Origin of the sequence: Jiangella sp. DSM 45060, from assembly GCF_900105175.1 — a bacterium.
GTDB lineage: Bacteria > Actinomycetota > Actinomycetes > Jiangellales > Jiangellaceae > Jiangella.
This window is the reverse complement of sequence record NZ_LT629771.1, coordinates 4,648,071-4,663,091: the sequence shown is the minus strand read 5'-3', so window position 1 is coordinate 4,663,091 and position 15,021 is coordinate 4,648,071. Positions and strand designations below refer to the sequence as shown.

Sequence of the window (15,021 nt, the reverse complement as noted above, 5' to 3'; positions counted from 1 at the left end):
CGGAGGGCTGGGAGGATGGTGTCGACACACATGCCGCTGCAGCGTCCGGCGGTGGACGACGTGGCGCAGGGCCGGCGGCCGGCGTCGAGGCGGCGGTGGCCGCGATGGGCGCCGGCGGTGCTGTTCCTGGCGCCCGCCGTCGCGATTCTCGCCGTCTTCCGGGTGCTGCCGTTCGTGTACGCCGGGTACTACAGCCTCACCCGGTGGGACGGCATCGACCCTGCCGTGTTCATCGGCGCCGACAACTATGCCCGGCTACTCAGCGATCCGGTGGCGTTGGAGGCGCTCAGGAACACCGGCCTGCTCGTCCTGACGCTGCCGCTGTGGATCTTCCTCCCGATGGCCATCGCGATCCTCGTTCACGAGGGCATGTGGCTCGGGCGGGCGATCCGGCTCGCCCTGGTGATTCCGATCCTGCTGTCGCCGGCCATCATCGGCCTCTATTTCTCGTTGGTGTTGCGCCTCGACGGCCCGGTCAACGAGGTGCTGAGGGCGATCGGGCTCGGCGGCCTGGCCACCGAGTGGCTCGCAGAGCCACACACGGTCATGCCCGCCTTCCTCGTCATCGCCCTGTGGGGAGCGCTCGGCCTGGGGACGCTCTTCTACGGCGCCGGGCTCGCCAGCCTCGACGACGAGCTCTACGAGGCGGCGGCCATCGACGGCGCCAGCACCTTGCAGCGGGTCCGTCACGTGACGATGCCGCACCTGCGGCCGGTGGCCGTGTTCTGGTCGCTCTTCGTGCTCATCTCCTTCTTCACCGCCATGTTCCCGCTCCTGTTCACGCTGACGAGCGGTGGCCCGGGACACCGGAGCACGACGATCGACCTGTACATCTATCAGGCGGCCTTCGAGAACTTCGACTTCGGCTACTCTGCCGCGCTCGGCACCTCCGTCCTGCTCCTCGTCGCCGTCCTGGCGATCATCCAGCTGCGGCTGATGGCTCGGGGTGATGACGCATGAGCACCGCGGCGGCCACGAGAGCGCGGGGCCGGCGGATGCGCATGCTCCCCGCGACGGTGATTCTCGCGCTCGTCGGCGTCACCACCGCGTTCCCGCTGCTCTACGCGCTCGTCACCGCGTTGCGCACCCAGTCCGACTACGGCCGCGGATCGCTGGCGCTTCCGCGGGAGATCACGTTCCAGAACCTCCAGGACGCCTGGCAGGCCGCCGGTCTGGGGCGCCTGGCCGTCAACTCACTCGTCGTCGTCTCGATCTCGGTCGCGGTCACCGTCCTCGTCTCGTCGATGGCCGCGTTCGCCCTGGTGCACCTCGGCCTTCCGGCCCGTGTCGGACGCTTCGGCACCCTCACCGCGCTCTTCCTGCTGGCCCTGCCTTCGACGGTGCTCATCACGCCGATCTTCAAGGTGACCCTCGATCTGGGCCTGCTCAACTCCTACCTCGGCCTCGTGCTCGTGTACGTGTCGCTGTCCAGTCCGTTCGGCATCTACATGATGACGACCTACTTCCGCGCCGTTCCCCGCGAGATCCTGCAGGCCGCCGAGGTCGACGGCGCCTCGCCGGTGCGGAGGTTCGTCAGCGTCGCCATTCCCCTTGCGCGGCCCGCCATGGCCACGCTGACGGCCTTGACGGCGTTGACGCTGTGGAACGACCTCCTGTTCTCACTGATCCTCATCCAGGATCCGCAGCGGCGCACACTGACGGTCGGTGTCTCGCTGCTGGAGTCGTCGTTCGCCCAGTCGTCCTCGGCCGTCGTGCTCACCGCCGGCCTGTTGATCTCGACACTTCCGCCACTCGTGCTCTTCGTCTTCATGAACCGGAGCTTGATGCGAGGCCTGGTCGCCGGCGCGCTCAAGTAGCGCCCCATCCGAATCGAGCTGCCCACATCGACTGGGGAGGTGATGTCTCATGGCGCTGCGCTTGGCCCTGGGCCACATCGATGAGTTCGACGACAGCGTGGCGATCTTCGCCCAGCAGCTCGGCCTCACAGGTGTGCAGTTCCATACGCCGGCCAACCTGCCTGGCACGCCGGGCTATTGGACCGTGGACGAGCTGGCCGCCTTGGTCAGGCATTGCGACTCGTACGGGCTCGTCGTCGAAGGCCTGGAGAACGTCCCGCTGTGGCACTGGGACAAGGTCCTGTTCGGGCTGCCGGGCCGGGACGAGCAGCTGGAGAACTACCAGCGGACTGTCCGGAACCTCGCTGCGGTCGGCATCGGCGTGCTGGGACACCACTTCATGCCGGGCTACGTGTGGCGTACCGATCTGCGGGCCGCCGGACGTGGCGGGGCGCTCGTCACCGCGTTCGACCTGGCCCGGGTTCCGGCCACCGGGAACGCGCTGGCCGCTTACAAGCTCGCACCCGCGGGGGTCGACGCGACGATCTCGCCGGACCAGGTGTGGGCGAACTACCAGGTGTTCCTCGAATCGGTCCTGCCCGTGGCGGAGGAGGTCGGCGTCCGGCTGGCGCTGCACCCTGACGATCCGCCGGTCGACGAGCCACTCGGCGGGATCGCGCGCGTCTTCACCAGTCCCGATGGTCTCAAGCGGGCCTACGAGCTGTCCGGCGGCAGCTCGGCCTGGGGCCTCAACCTCTGCCTGGGCACCGTCTCGGAGATGGACGGCGAACGCAGCGTCAACGAGGTGATCGACTTCTTCGGTCCGCTCGGCCGGATCGCCTACGTCCACTTCCGTGACGTCCAAGGCACGGTGCCGGCATTCACGGAGTGCTTCCTCGGTGAGGGCAACTACCACCCCGCGCAGGTGATCCGCCGCCTGGCCGACAACGGCTTCGACGGGTTCGTCATCGACGACCACGTGCCGGCCATGATCGGCGACCCGGACACCTGGGCCGACACCTCACCCGAGGCCTACAACAGCCGGGCCAGGGCACATGCGATCGGCTACCTGCAGGGCATCCTGCACACCCTTGACCTCGACGGCCAGGGGAGATCGTCACGATGAGCGACCAACTCTGGGAGATCGGCGGACCACAGCCGCCCAACTGGCGGTTCAGCGCCGACTGGTTCCAGGACGCAGCCGCCGCCGAACCCGTCTTCGTGGTCGGAGCGTCCGATCCCGCCGTCGACTGGCCGCGACTGCATCCAGGCCCGCTCAACGCGGCGACCGGCTTCCGGGAGCTGTCCGCCACGATCCGGTTCGAGGCGACGCGGGCCGAGGCCGACGGCTGGCACGTCCTCGAGGTCGAGGGCAAGGAAGGCAGCGGGCCCTGCCCGGATCTCGAGATCGACGTCAACGGCCGGCGGGGACTGTTGCTCCCGCTCGCACAGCGGCACGACCGGCAGCACGCGCCGTGGCCGCCGTCGCCGACCGCCGGGGTGATCGACCGCGCCCTGTGGCTACCGCCCGGCTGCGTCGTCGAGGGTGACAACCGCCTCGTCATCACCACCGTGGCGGCCGAACGCCCCGATCCCGCGGAGTTGCGCCGGCAACAGCGGCCGGATCTCACGTCCTGGTTCGGCAGCACGCTGCAGTGGCACCGGCTCGCCCTGCGCGCCGCGGCGGCGCCCGCCGAGCCGCGGGTCACGGTGACGATGCTGCCGCTCTACGTCCGCGACGGGGCCGGCGGCGTGGACGAACTGGCCGACGTCCTGATCGAGAACGTGCCGGACCTGCGCGACGCGTCCGTCGACGTCCGGATCGGGTCGAACGAGTCGCGCCACGACGTCGCCGGCCGCGAGTTCGGCGACGTCCGGCTGCGGTGCCGGGTCCCGGAGTTCACCGGCCCGGCACAGGCAGCCGTGACCGTGCGCACCCACGCCGGCGTCCACAAGGTCACGACCGAGGTCGAGCCGGCCCGCAAGTGGACCGTCCACCTGATGCCGCACGTCCACCTCGACATCGGCTACACCGACGCCCAGGCGAAGGTGATCGAGTTGCACAGCCGCAACGTCGACAAGGCCGTGGGCATCGTGCGCGACCACGCCGGCTACGCGTTCTCGATCGACGGGTCGTTCGTCGTCGAGCAGTTCCTGCGCTCGCGCGGCGGGCAACGTGCCGAGGACGCGATGCGCGCGCTGCGGGCGGGACGGTTGTCGGTCAACGCGTTCTGGGCGCTGCTGTTGTCAGGTGTGGCGGGGCTGGAGGATCTGTACCGGGCGTTGTACCTCTCCGCCCGCCTGCGCCGCGAGCACGGTATCGCCGTCGACTACGCCAACCTGACCGACGTTCCGTCGTACACGTCGGCGTTGCCGTCGGTCCTGGCGGCGGCCGGCATCGACGCGTTCATGGGCATCTCCAACCACACCCGCGGAGGCAACGCCGACAGCGACACGTTGCACTTGCTGTCGCCGGTGCGGTGGAGCGGACCCGACGGCGCCGACGTCCTAGCCTTCTTCGCCGACTGCTACAGCCAGCTGCGCTTCGTCTGCGCCGACCCTCCCACGGTGGCCGGCATGGCGCAGGGCCTGCCGGCGCTGCTGCGCCGCTACGAGCGGCCCGACTACCTGCCGAGCGACCTGCCGCTGGTGGGCACCCACGCCGACAACGAGGATCTGTCGCACGGGTACGCCGACGTCGTCGGCCGGTGGAACGCGCACTACGAGTGGCCCAAGCTCCGGTTCTCCACCGTCGCCGACTACTTCGACGCGGTCCGGCCGCTCCGTGACCGGCTCCCGCTCGTCGAGGGCGACGGTGGCAGCTACTGGGAGGACGGCGTCGGCACCCAGGCGCGAGCGATGGCCGTCCTCCGGCGGACCCAGGCCCTGCTGCCCATGGTCGAGGCTGTCGCCACGCTGGCCGCCGCCGGCGGCGACGGTCTCGTTCCCGACCTCGTCGCGCTCGACGAGGCATGGGAATGCGTGCTGGTCGGTTCGGAACACACATGGACGTCGGCGCACGCGACCTCGCGTCCGCACTCCCACCACAGCCACGACCAGCTGGACTGGAAGGTGGCACGGATCGGACGCGGGCACCGGGTGGCGACCGACGAGATGCGGCGGGCGCTGAGTCAGCTCGCCGAGCAGATCACGACCGACGCGGTGCCGTCGGTGCTGGTCGTGAACGCCGTGAGCTGGGCGCGTGACGTCATCGTCGACCTGGAGATCGAGGAGGACCAGGAGGTCGTCGACGATGCGGGGCGAGTCCTCGAACTCGACCAGCCGGGCGATGCCGTGGACGGCCTGCGGCGGGTGCGCGTGAAGGTGCCGGAGCTGCTGCCGTTCGGGTACCGGCTGCTGCCGCTTCGACGCGTGAGCGGCGCCGCGCCGCGACGGGTCGAAGACGTTCCCGGAACGCTGGACACCCCGCACTATCTGGTGCGCCTCGATCCGCGGTCGGGCGCCGTGACCAGCCTCTACCATCGAGCGCTCGGTGCGGAACTGCTGGCTGAGGACAAGGAGTGGTCGCTCGGTCAGGTGTTGTACGTGACCGGTGGCGGGAGCGCCGAGCGTCGGGGTCTCGACGCCGACGAGATCAGCAGCAGCTACGACTACGACCCGACACTTCCGCTGCCGGACCTGACGACCCGACCGGCCGCCATGCGGACGGGGGCGATCCGGCGGACCCCATGGGGCTGGGTGATCACGTCCTGCGGATCGGCGCCCACCCTGCCGCACGTCGATGTCGAGGTGGAACTGCACGACGACACCGACCGCGTCGACGTGCGGGTCAGCCTCGACAAGGAACCCACACTGGCCAAGGAGTCCGTCTATGTCGCGTTCCCGTTCGCGCTGACCGAACCCACCGTCCACTACGACCGGCAACAGGGCTGGGTCGACCCCGCCACGGATCACCAGGCCGGCGCCTGCAACGAATGGCTGACCATCCAGAACGCCGTCACAGTCAGCTCCGACGCGCTGACCGTCGCCTGGTCGTCCGCCGACGCGCCGCTGTTCACCTGCTCCGGCATCGTCCGAGCCAGGTGGCCGCGGAGCTTCCGCGCCGCCGACGGGACCCTGCTGTCGTGGGTGATGAACAACTACTGGTGGACGAACACGCCCGCGCAGCAGGGTGGCCACGTCAGCCTGCGATACGCGTTCCAGCCGATGGAGCGATACGACGCCGCGGCAGCCGGACGGCTCGGTCGCGGTCTGCGCGCCCCGGCACTGGTCAGCGATCTGCTGCACACCGACCGGTGCGACGACGAACCGCGCAGCCTGCCGATGTCCGGACACCTGGCCGAGGTCGACGTCCCGGACAACGTCGTGGTGAGCCTGCTCGCCGGCCGCACCGGCGCTCGGGTCACCGCGCGAGTGCAGGAGATCGCCGGTCGGCCGGCGCGAGTACGGCTGCGACACCCGGCCATGGCCGGCGCGACCGCGCCGTTGTGGGCGGCCGCAGCCACGGCGACCGAGGACGTCCTCGAGCCGCTGAGCCTGGACGCCGACGGTGTCGTCGACATCGACCTGCACGCGCACCAGGTACGGACGATCTGCTTCGGCGGCGAAGCCAGCCGCACGCCACACCACGTTCATCCCACCTCTGGAGGACAGTCATGAGGCCCATCAGCCGTCGTCGTCTGATTCAAGCCGGAGCCATGGCGGCACCGGCCGCCGTGCTCGCCGAGGGACATGCGGCGGCCGGCGGCAGGCGCGCTGCCGAGACCGTGTCGGTCGGGAAGTACACGGCAGAGTTCCGGATCCCCGAGCGGGACGACGCGTACGAACAACTCGAGATCGAGTACGTCGTCCGGGCGCCCCGCGGACACGCGCCGGTGACCGTCAGCGCGAACGCGTTCGAGTCGGGCGACGAGACGTTCTTCGACTCCCTCGCCCCCGGGAACATGACGGCGAGCATCGAGTACCTCGGCGGCCAGTCCGGCGCCGGCGAGATCGGTCCGTTCGGTCCGCTGGTCCTCACCTCCAGATTCGACAACACGTTCCGGCGCCACCACGTCCGAGTGACGAACACGGGCGACACCATCTGGAAGGCGCTCGGGCTCGGCATGGTGAGCGCCCGGCTCGTCGTGCTCGACAGCAACGGGACGACCATCGACGTCGGCACCGAGACGATGCAGGTGCTGGCGCAGGACGTGGCGCCGTCCGGCGAATTCGACCTGAGCGTGGTGTACGCGCCGATGAGCCCGGGGGAGTACACGCTGAGGTTCACGCTCAACCTGCACAACGACGCGTCGCTCAACCACTTCGACCCGGGCATGGTCTTCGCCAGCCTCGACGTTCCGGTGACCGTCGTGCCGGGCGCGTCGTCGCTGCAGTCGATGAGCCTGCCGGACAAGCTGCAGACCGGCCAGTCGATGCAGATCTCGCTGACCTACAAGAACCTGAGCACGCAGACCTGGACGCTCGCCGCGTTGGATCGCCTCGGGAGCGAGGGCGCCAACGCCTTCGCCTGGTCCGATCTCAACGGCGGCTACTCCAACGGCCCCGACTCCCAGCGCGTCTTCCTCGACCCGGACGACGCGATCGCGCCCGGGCAGGAGGTGACGTTCGACTTCACGATCACGGCGCCGCCGACGCCGGGGGACCACGTGTTCGCCGCGGCCATCGTGCGCGACGGCGTCGCGTGGTATCCGAACACGTCGGCGCGGAAGACCATCGAGGTCACGGCGGAACCCCAGCCGACGGATCCGCCCGCGCCGACGGAACCGGCGCCCGTCGACTCCGATCCGGAGTGGCCGGGCAACACGACCGTGGGCGGGGACGCGCCGCCGCGGGTCCCGCAGATCCTGGACCACTATGAGGAGTTCCTGGCCGCCTACCAGGTGCTCGAGAACGAGCAGGTCTACCGCGGCGTGCTCGCAGTGCAGGTGCCGGCCTGGGACACCCAGGTCACGGCCAAGCTCTCGACCCCCGACGGAGTGGTGACGGTCAAGCGGGCCGTGTCGGTCTCCACGAGCAGGCTGCGGCGGGACGTCCTGCAAGCGAAACGCCGCGTCCTCCGCTCGGCCGCCGCCGACTATGGCCCGGCGGCCGGCGACGTGCCGCTGCTGGCGTGGTACTACCCCTACCGCGCCGTCCGGTTCGCCGGCGACCCGGACCAGCAGATCCGCGACGACCTGCGGACCATGAAGGAGCTCGGATACTCGGCCGTCTGGCTCCAGCTGTTCCCGCAGTTCGTGCCCGCCGACACGACGCCGACGATCCGCTGCCTCGAGCTGGCGCGGGAGGTCGGCATCAAGGTGATTCCGTCCCTCTACTTCACGAACCAGGGCCCGGCGCTGACCGCCCGCACCGGGATCGAGCTGACCCTGGGAGGCGACGGCGCCGCCGCCGGGTACGTCGACCCGCTCGACCTGCGTCTCGGCGACGCGATGGCCGAGTGGTATCGGCAGCTCGAGGAGAGCTGGGGCGACCTCTTCTACAGGACGAGCTCGGGGTCGGTCCCGGTGGGCATCGGGGAGGAGGCCAGCACCGGAGTCTGGACGCGCCGCCTGGCGGGGTACAGCCCGGAGGACAACGCGGCGTTCCGGGAGTGGCTCATCGAGCGGCACGGCAGCCTGGCGGCGGTCAACCAGGCCTGGGGCGCGAGCCATGCGGCCATCGAGGAGATCGACCCGCAGCTCAGCAACGTCGAGCCACAGGACTACCCGGCCGGCTGGGAGGAGGGCTCGGCGGCGCTGAGCGATCACGACGCCTTTCGTTCGCTGTTGCTGGCCAGGCAGCTGGGCGCGGTCTCCGGCGCGATCAAGCAGCTGCGCCCGGAGGCCAAGGTCGGTGTGGTCTACTTCGCCAACTTCGGCCTGGAAGGCACGTCGGACCCGAACTACTACGGTCTCGCCTCGAGCAACTGGCTGGCGGCGCGGTGCGGCCAGATCGAGCAGTACTGTGCCGACGCCGAGACGACGGGCCTGGACTGGATCGCGCCGCTCTACAGCTCCGGTGACACGGACTGGGAGGAGCTCGCGGCCCGGGCTGCGCGGCACGGCATCGTGCCGATCATGTACCCGGAGTTCAACGGGCTGAACTTCATCCAGGGCAAGGGGACCTCCACCCTCTGGGACTTCTCCTGGGGCTGGTACGAGCTGGACGGCGTCGAGGCACGCGACCTGCGGCAGCTGAGCGCGGTGATTCCGGCGATGCTGCAGTCGATGAGCGGCGGAGGGCTGCCAGGCGCCTACTCCTGGAACGACCACCCGCTCTTCACCCGGATGACCGCGGTCCAGCAACGCGAGATCTCGCTCATGGCAAGCCTTCTCTGACACCCACGAAGGGAATGACCATGTCCTCCAGTCACAGATCTCTGCTCGCCCTCGCGGCGGCCGTGCCGCTGCTCCTGGCCTCCGGTGTGTCATCGAGCGGCGCGCCGGCGGTTCTCACCGTCGATGTGCGCGACTACATCACCCAGACCGCGCCGGGGAACCGGCTCTGCGAGACGCCCGGGGAGTTCGGCAGCTCCGGACTGTGCATGGACGGCCGCTGGGTGGGCGGCTCGGCCGCGGGCGACGAGTTCATGATCAGCTACTCCCACGGCATCACCGACTGGATCGCCCGCGACGCCAACCAGCCGCTGCTGGTCGGCGTCGTCCGCAACCACGACGCGTCCGCGGGCGGGCTGCGCTGCTTCGCCAACCCCGGCACGTCCTGCGGCGCGCCCAGCACCGCCGACTACCCGCCGCAGGCCGTGGGGATGATCATGAGCCTCCCGGTGCTGTCCGGGGCCTCGGTCAGCCACGACGTCGCACCGACGCCGGGCGCGTTCCTGGTGCACGACTGGCAGACGTTCGACTGGATCGCGCTGAACCCCAACTCGACGCCCGCCTGCGCCCAGACCCGGCAGGGCTCGGTCAGCACCCGGGTGTCCGCCTTCGTCGCGGACTCGTTCGACTTCGGCGGCGACGTCGGAGTCCGCACCGACGTGCTGGTCGTCGAGGAGCAGCAGAGCGGGCACTGGGAGCGCTACTTCTACGTGACCGGGCTGGGCCGGGTCAAGGAGGAGGCCAGGGCCAACGACGGGACGTGGCTCTCGCATTCCAACCGGAACCGGATCGTCGCCGGTGACGGTGACTGGAGCGGCGGCACCATGTGCTACCAGGGCGGCGCCGCCTGGTCTTAGGGGGTGTGCGCCTGGGCGGCGGCGAGCAGGCCGCGCGCCGTGGTGACGGAGATGACCAGGGTGCCGATCAGCCCGGAGCGCACCGCTCCGAGGATGGCCGGCGCCTTGGTCGCCTCCGACGCGACCGCGATGACCTGCGGGATCTTGCGCAGGTCATCGCGGGTGAGTCCGACGACGCGCTGCTCGATCCACTCGGCGATGGGGGCGCCCTCGGCGTTGACGAAGTGGCCCAGGATGTCGCCGACCGCGCCGTCCTCGCGCAGCCGGGCCATCTCTTCGGCCGAGATGCAGCCGAGGCGCACGACGAGGGAGTCGGGGACGGCGTCACCGATACCGACGACGGCGATGTCGGCGTGGCTCGCCCGCGACAGCGTGCGGCCGATGTCGGCATGGCCCAGGAACGTGTCGCGCAGTTGTGTGCTCTCGACGTACGCGGGGGCGTAGACGCCCTCGAACCGGCCGCCGAGGGCGTCGGCGAGCCGGGTGGCGATGTCGTTGGAGTTCAGGCCGTCGCCGACCTGCGCCGATCCGCCGATGCCGCTGATCACGGTGCAGGGGCGCTGACGTAGCCCGGCGGCCTGCTCGCTGACCGCCTTGACGTTGCGGCCCATGCCGACCGTGACGGTTGCGCCGTCGATGAGCAGACGATCGAGCGCAGTCGCGGCCGCCTTGCCCACCTGCGCGCGCTGTGCGGTCTCGTCGGGCTGGTCTCCGGCGACGATGACGCGCAGGCCGAACCGCGCGCTCAGCTCGCTCTCCAGCGGCATCGCCAGCGAGGGGTGCACGTGGACGGTGATCTCGACGATGCCGATGTCGCGCGCCTGCTTGAGCAGCCGTCCCACCTTGGGCCGGGACAGCCCCAGCTTCGCGGCGATCTCCTCTTGGGTCATCCCCTCCAGGTGGTAGAGCGACGCGACGCGGGTCAGCAGCTCCACGGACGGCGTCAGCGCGTCGGGCGGCGATTCGGTCACGGGAGTCATCTCCGAGGGTCTGGGCTGGGCCCAATCGTAGCCGCGTCCGCCGGGCCCTTGACGGACTGTCTGCGGCGACCGTACGTTGAGCATACGCTCAACAACTGAGCAGAAGATAGGGAGTGTGGATGATCGGCAGCGATCCCGCCGGCCGTCGTCCGGCCGTCGTCTGCGCAGGGCTGATCGTCGCCGACACGTTCGTCCCGCCGCTCCCGCGGCTGCCGGTCCCCGGCGAGCTGCTGGCGACGGACGACTTCCTGCTCGGCGCCGGTGGCTGCGCGGCCAACACCGCGGCGACCCTGGCCCGGCTGGACGTGCCGGTCGCGCTCGTGGCGACGGCGGGCGCCGACCGGCTGGGGGACTGGCTGCGCGCCGACCTCGCGGCGCGCGGCGTGGACGTCACGCGGGTGGCGGCCTCGTCGCGGCTGGCCACCTCCCAGACGGTGATCCTGCCGGTGACCGGCGAGGACCGCCGCTACGTCCACACCGCGGGCGCGAACGCGGAGCTGTCCGTCGCTGACATCGCCGCCGCGGCCGGAGGCGCACGCGCGCTCGTCGTGGGCGGCTTCCTCGCACTGCCGGGCGTGCGCTCGCCGGAGCTGGCCGAGCTGTTCGCCACGGCGCGCGCCGCGGGCGTCCGCACGATCCTCGACGTCGTCGTGCCGAGCGGCGCCGCGGACCCCGCCCGCGACCTGCGGCCCGTGCTGCCGCACGTCGACTGCTTCCTGCCCAACCAGGACGAGGCGGCCGCGCTCACCGGCGAGGACGCGCCGGCCCGGCAGGCCGAGGTGCTGCTCGGCTGGGGCTGCGCCTCGTTGGTCATCACCCGCGGCGCGGCCGGCGCGCTGTTCGCCAACGCCCGCGGCTCGTTCCAGGTCCGGCCGCCCGCCGTCGACGTGGTAGACGCATCCGGCTCCGGCGACGCGTTCACCGCCGGGCTGGTCGCCGGGATGCTCGCGGGCTGGGATGCCGAACGGCAGGTGCGCTTCGCCGCCGCGGTGGGTGCCTCCGCCTGCCGCGGGCTGGGCTGCCACACCACCATCGCCACCCGGGACGAGGCGCTCGCCGCGCTCCACGGGACCGAACTCGTGGCCGGACACACCCGCCACTGACGCGTAGGGAGATCACATGCCACTCGTGCCGCTGCCCACACTGCTCGCCGACGCGCGGGCTCGTGGTTACGCGCTGGGCTACTTCGAGAGCTGGGACAGCTACTCCTTCGAGGCGGTCCTGGACGCCGCCGAGGCGGAGGACGCCCCGGTCATCGTCGGCTTCGGCGCCACGATGCTCGCCGACACCTGGCTGGACACCGGCGGGATCGAGATGCTGGCCGCCACCGGACGGGCGCTGCTGGAGCGCCGGAACGTGACGGCCGCGTTCCTGCTCAACGAGACGCACACGCTGGACCAGGCGCTGGCCGGCGTCGACGCCGGGTTCACCGCCGTCATGATCGACAGCCATCGCTGGCCAGTGGAGCAGGCCACGACGGCCATCACCAGGCTGGTCGCCGCCGCGCACGCGGCAGAGGTGGCCGTCGAGGCCGAGCTGGGCAGTCTGCCCGACGCGTACCACGGCGGCATCGACGGCAGCCACGCCAGCCTCACCGACCCGGACGAGGCCGCGGCGTTCGTCGCGACCACCGGTGTCGACTGCCTGGCGGTATCGGTGGGCAACGTCCACCTGCTCACCTCCGGCAGCGCGGACGTCGACCTGGACCGGCTGCAGGCCATCCGGTCCGCGGTGCCGACGCCGCTGGCGATCCACGGCGGCACCGGGTTCCCGGACGCCTCGGTCGCTGCGGCGATCGCCGCGGGCGCGACGAAGTTCAACGTCGGCACCCGGCTCAAGCGCCGGTTCCTGGACGCCGTCGTCGACCGGACCAGGTCGTGGACCGGTGCCGAGTCGGTGCACGACCTCGTCGGGTCGCACAAGGACACCGACCTGCTGGTCGCAGGCAAGCGCGCGGTGACCGAGACCGTCCGTTCTTTCCTGCGGCTCTACGGCGCCTCAGGTCGCGCCGAGCAGGTCACCACGGCGGTGGCGTCGTGACCCGGCCGGTCGACCTCGGCGGCCTCCCCGCCGAGCAGGCGCTGCGGCTGTACCGGGGACTCGTCCGGATCCGCCGCTTCGAGGACCGCGTCTACCAGCTGTTCCTGCGCGGTGAGCTGCCGGGCACGCTGCACCAGTACCAGGGCCAGGAGGCGGTCGCGGTCGGGACCTGCGACGCGCTGGGCCCGGACGACTGGATCACCTCGACGCACCGGCCGCACGGGCACGCGCTCGCCAAGGGCGTCACCATGCGCGGCGCGATGGCCGAGCTGTACGGCAAGGCCACCGGCTGCTGCGGCGGCAAGGGCGGCTCCATGCACCTCGGCGATCCGGACGCCGGGATGGTTCCGGCGATCGCGATCGTGGCCGGGGGCAACAGCGTCGTGACCGGTCTCGGGCTCGCGTTCAAGCTCCGGGCGACCGGGCAGGTCGCGGCCTGCTTCTTCGGCGAGGGCGCGACCAACGAGGGCGCGTTCCACGAGGGCCTCAACTTCGCCGCCGTGCAGAAGCTGCCGATCGTGTTCGTCTGCGAGAACAACATCTACGGCGCGTCGACGCCGTTCCACCTGACCAGCCTGGTCACCGACGTCGCCGACCGGGCCGCCGGCTACGGCGTCCCCGCCCAGATCGTCGACGGCATGGACGTCGTCGCCGTCCGTGCGGCGGTCGAGACGGCGCGGGCCCGGGCGGCCACGGGCGGCGGGCCGACGCTGATCGAGGCGAAGACCTACCGCTTCGCCGGCCACAGCCGCGGCGACGCACGCGGCTACCGCAGCCGCGACGAGGAGAAGGAGTGGAAGGAGCGTGACCCGATCGACCGGCTCGGGCTCGCGCTGACCACGGCCGGGATCGCCGACGACGCGGCGCTGGCCGCGATCGTCGCCGACGTGACCGGCGAGCTCGACGACGCGGTCGAGTATGCGAGGAACTCCCCGGCTCCCGACGCCGCCGAGGCGCTGACCGACGCGTACGCCACCCCGATCACGATCGGAGCACCCCGATGACCACCCCCGCTGGGCAGGCCGCCACGCTGGAGCCAGGGCCGTCCGGCCCGGAGCGCCGGCTCACCATCGCCGAGGCGATCCGGGAAGCCATCGCCGAGGAGATGGAGCGCGACGACCGGGTCTTCCTGATCGGCGAGGACGTCGGCATCCCCGGCGGCTTCGGCGGCGCGTTCGGCGTCTACCTCGGTCTGCCGGAGCGGTTCGGCCGCGACCGGATCATCGACACTCCGATCAGTGAGAAGGCGATCGCCGGGGCCGCCGTCGGCGCCGCGCTCATGGGCATGCGCCCGATCCCGGACATGCAGTACGCCGACTTCCTCTTCGAGTGCATGGACGAGCTGGTCAACCAGGCCGCGAAGCTGCGCTACATGTCCGGCGGCCGGCTCTCGGTGCCGCTGGTCATGCGCTGCCCGGTCGGCACGTCGAACCGGGGCGCCCAGCACGGGCAGTGCCCGGAGAGCTTCTTCACCCACGTGCCCGGGCTCAAGGTGGTCTGCCCATCCGACGCTTACCACGCCAAGGGGATCCTCAAGAGCGCCGTGCGCGACGACGACCCGGTGCTGGTCTTCGAGCACAAGCTGCTCTACGGCAGCAAGGGCCGCGAGCAGGCCGGCGGCATGGACCTCACCGCACACGTGCCGGAGGAGGAGTACCTGTTCCCGATCGGCCGGGCCGTGGTGAAGCGGCCCGGGACCGCGGTGACCGTCGTCGCGACCCACCTGACGCTGTACCGGTGCCTGGCCGCGGCGGATCAGCTCGCGGCCGAGGGCATCGAGTGCGAGGTGATCGACCCAGTCTCGCTGCTCCCGATGGACACCGAGACGATCTTCGCCTCCGTCGACAAGACCGGCCGCCTGCTCATCGCCCACGAGGACACCCTCACCGGCGGCTGGGGTGCCGAGCTGGCCGCCCGGACGGCCGAGGAACGGCTGTTCTCGCTGGCGGCGCCGATCCGGCGGGTGGCCGCCCACGACGTCCCGCTGCCGGTCGCTCCCGTGCTGGAGCAGGCGGTCGTGCCCAGCACGGAACGCATCGCTGCCGAGATCCGATCGCTGTGCGAACTGTGA

The 15,021-nt window shown here is 71.1% G+C and carries 11 protein-coding genes; 10 read left to right on the top strand and 1 reads right to left on the bottom strand.

Features of this window, described 5'->3' with window-relative positions; translation table 11 throughout:
* Window positions 1-30 precede the first annotated feature (30 nt).
* Genes BLU82_RS20745 through BLU82_RS20720 form a run of 6 tightly spaced genes read left to right on the top strand, consistent with a single transcriptional unit; the run spans window position 31 to window position 9,930 of the window.
* A complete protein-coding gene (locus BLU82_RS20745; protein ID WP_157741160.1) occupies window positions 31-960 on the top strand; it encodes a carbohydrate ABC transporter permease in 930 nt (309 codons plus the stop codon).
* Complete coding sequence (locus BLU82_RS20740; protein ID WP_092622981.1) at window positions 957-1,817, top strand: carbohydrate ABC transporter permease; 861 nt, start codon at window positions 957-959, stop codon at window positions 1,815-1,817. The genes BLU82_RS20745 and BLU82_RS20740 overlap by 4 nt, the downstream gene beginning before the upstream one ends.
* 49 nt (window positions 1,818-1,866) lie before the next feature.
* Window positions 1,867-2,922, top strand: coding sequence for a mannonate dehydratase (locus BLU82_RS20735; RefSeq protein WP_092622980.1), 1,056 nt, complete (start codon window positions 1,867-1,869; stop codon window positions 2,920-2,922).
* A complete protein-coding gene (locus BLU82_RS20730; RefSeq protein ID WP_092622979.1) occupies window positions 2,919-6,416 on the top strand; it encodes a hypothetical protein in 3,498 nt (1,165 codons plus the stop codon). The genes BLU82_RS20735 and BLU82_RS20730 overlap by 4 nt, the downstream gene beginning before the upstream one ends.
* 38 nt (window positions 6,417-6,454) lie before the next feature.
* Complete coding sequence (locus BLU82_RS20725) at window positions 6,455-9,076, top strand: hypothetical protein (RefSeq protein ID WP_092622978.1); 2,622 nt, start codon at window positions 6,455-6,457, stop codon at window positions 9,074-9,076.
* A gap of 20 nt (window positions 9,077-9,096) precedes the next feature.
* Window positions 9,097-9,930 carry a hypothetical protein gene (locus BLU82_RS20720; protein WP_157741159.1) on the top strand — a complete coding sequence of 278 codons (834 nt, stop codon included), beginning with the start codon at window positions 9,097-9,099 and terminating at the stop codon, window positions 9,928-9,930.
* Here the strand turns inward: BLU82_RS20720 and BLU82_RS20715 are convergent.
* Window positions 9,927-10,901: a sugar-binding transcriptional regulator gene (locus tag BLU82_RS20715; RefSeq protein ID WP_157741158.1), complete on the bottom strand. Its 975-nt coding sequence runs from the start codon at window positions 10,899-10,901 to the stop codon at window positions 9,927-9,929. The genes BLU82_RS20720 and BLU82_RS20715 overlap by 4 nt on opposite strands.
* 128 nt (window positions 10,902-11,029) lie before the next feature.
* On the opposite strand from BLU82_RS20715, the gene BLU82_RS20710 reads away from it, so the two are divergent.
* From BLU82_RS20710 to BLU82_RS20695, 4 genes are read left to right on the top strand one after another with little or no spacing between them, the layout of a single operon-like run.
* On the top strand, window positions 11,030-12,013 hold the full coding sequence (locus tag BLU82_RS20710) for a carbohydrate kinase family protein (RefSeq protein WP_092622975.1): 984 nt from the start codon (window positions 11,030-11,032) through the stop codon (window positions 12,011-12,013).
* A 16-nt stretch (window positions 12,014-12,029) separates the two neighbouring features.
* Complete coding sequence (locus tag BLU82_RS20705) at window positions 12,030-12,950, top strand: class II fructose-bisphosphate aldolase (RefSeq protein ID WP_092622974.1); 921 nt, start codon at window positions 12,030-12,032, stop codon at window positions 12,948-12,950.
* Window positions 12,947-13,954, top strand: a complete 1,008-nt coding sequence (locus BLU82_RS20700) for a thiamine pyrophosphate-dependent dehydrogenase E1 component subunit alpha (protein WP_092622973.1) — start codon at window positions 12,947-12,949, stop codon at window positions 13,952-13,954. Before BLU82_RS20705 ends, BLU82_RS20700 begins: the two co-directional genes overlap by 4 nt.
* Window positions 13,951-15,021, top strand: coding sequence for an alpha-ketoacid dehydrogenase subunit beta (locus tag BLU82_RS20695; RefSeq protein ID WP_092622972.1), 1,071 nt, complete (start codon window positions 13,951-13,953; stop codon window positions 15,019-15,021). The genes BLU82_RS20700 and BLU82_RS20695 overlap by 4 nt, the downstream gene beginning before the upstream one ends.

What these genes read in the sequence shown, in the direction of transcription:
- BLU82_RS20745 (WP_157741160.1), top strand. Translation starts at nt 31, where the DNA reads ATGCCGCTGCAGCGTCCGGCGGTGGACGACGTGGCGCAGGGCCGGCGG.
- BLU82_RS20740 (WP_092622981.1), top strand. Translation starts at nt 957, where the DNA reads ATGAGCACCGCGGCGGCCACGAGAGCGCGGGGCCGGCGGATGCGCATG.
- BLU82_RS20735 (WP_092622980.1), top strand. Translation starts at nt 1,867, where the DNA reads ATGGCGCTGCGCTTGGCCCTGGGCCACATCGATGAGTTCGACGACAGC.
- BLU82_RS20730 (WP_092622979.1), top strand. Translation starts at nt 2,919, where the DNA reads ATGAGCGACCAACTCTGGGAGATCGGCGGACCACAGCCGCCCAACTGG.
- BLU82_RS20725 (WP_092622978.1), top strand. Translation starts at nt 6,455, where the DNA reads ATGGCGGCACCGGCCGCCGTGCTCGCCGAGGGACATGCGGCGGCCGGC.
- BLU82_RS20720 (WP_157741159.1), top strand. Translation starts at nt 9,097, where the DNA reads ATGTCCTCCAGTCACAGATCTCTGCTCGCCCTCGCGGCGGCCGTGCCG.
- BLU82_RS20710 (WP_092622975.1), top strand. Translation starts at nt 11,030, where the DNA reads ATGATCGGCAGCGATCCCGCCGGCCGTCGTCCGGCCGTCGTCTGCGCA.
- BLU82_RS20705 (WP_092622974.1), top strand. Translation starts at nt 12,030, where the DNA reads ATGCCACTCGTGCCGCTGCCCACACTGCTCGCCGACGCGCGGGCTCGT.
- BLU82_RS20695 (WP_092622972.1), top strand. Translation starts at nt 13,951, where the DNA reads ATGACCACCCCCGCTGGGCAGGCCGCCACGCTGGAGCCAGGGCCGTCC.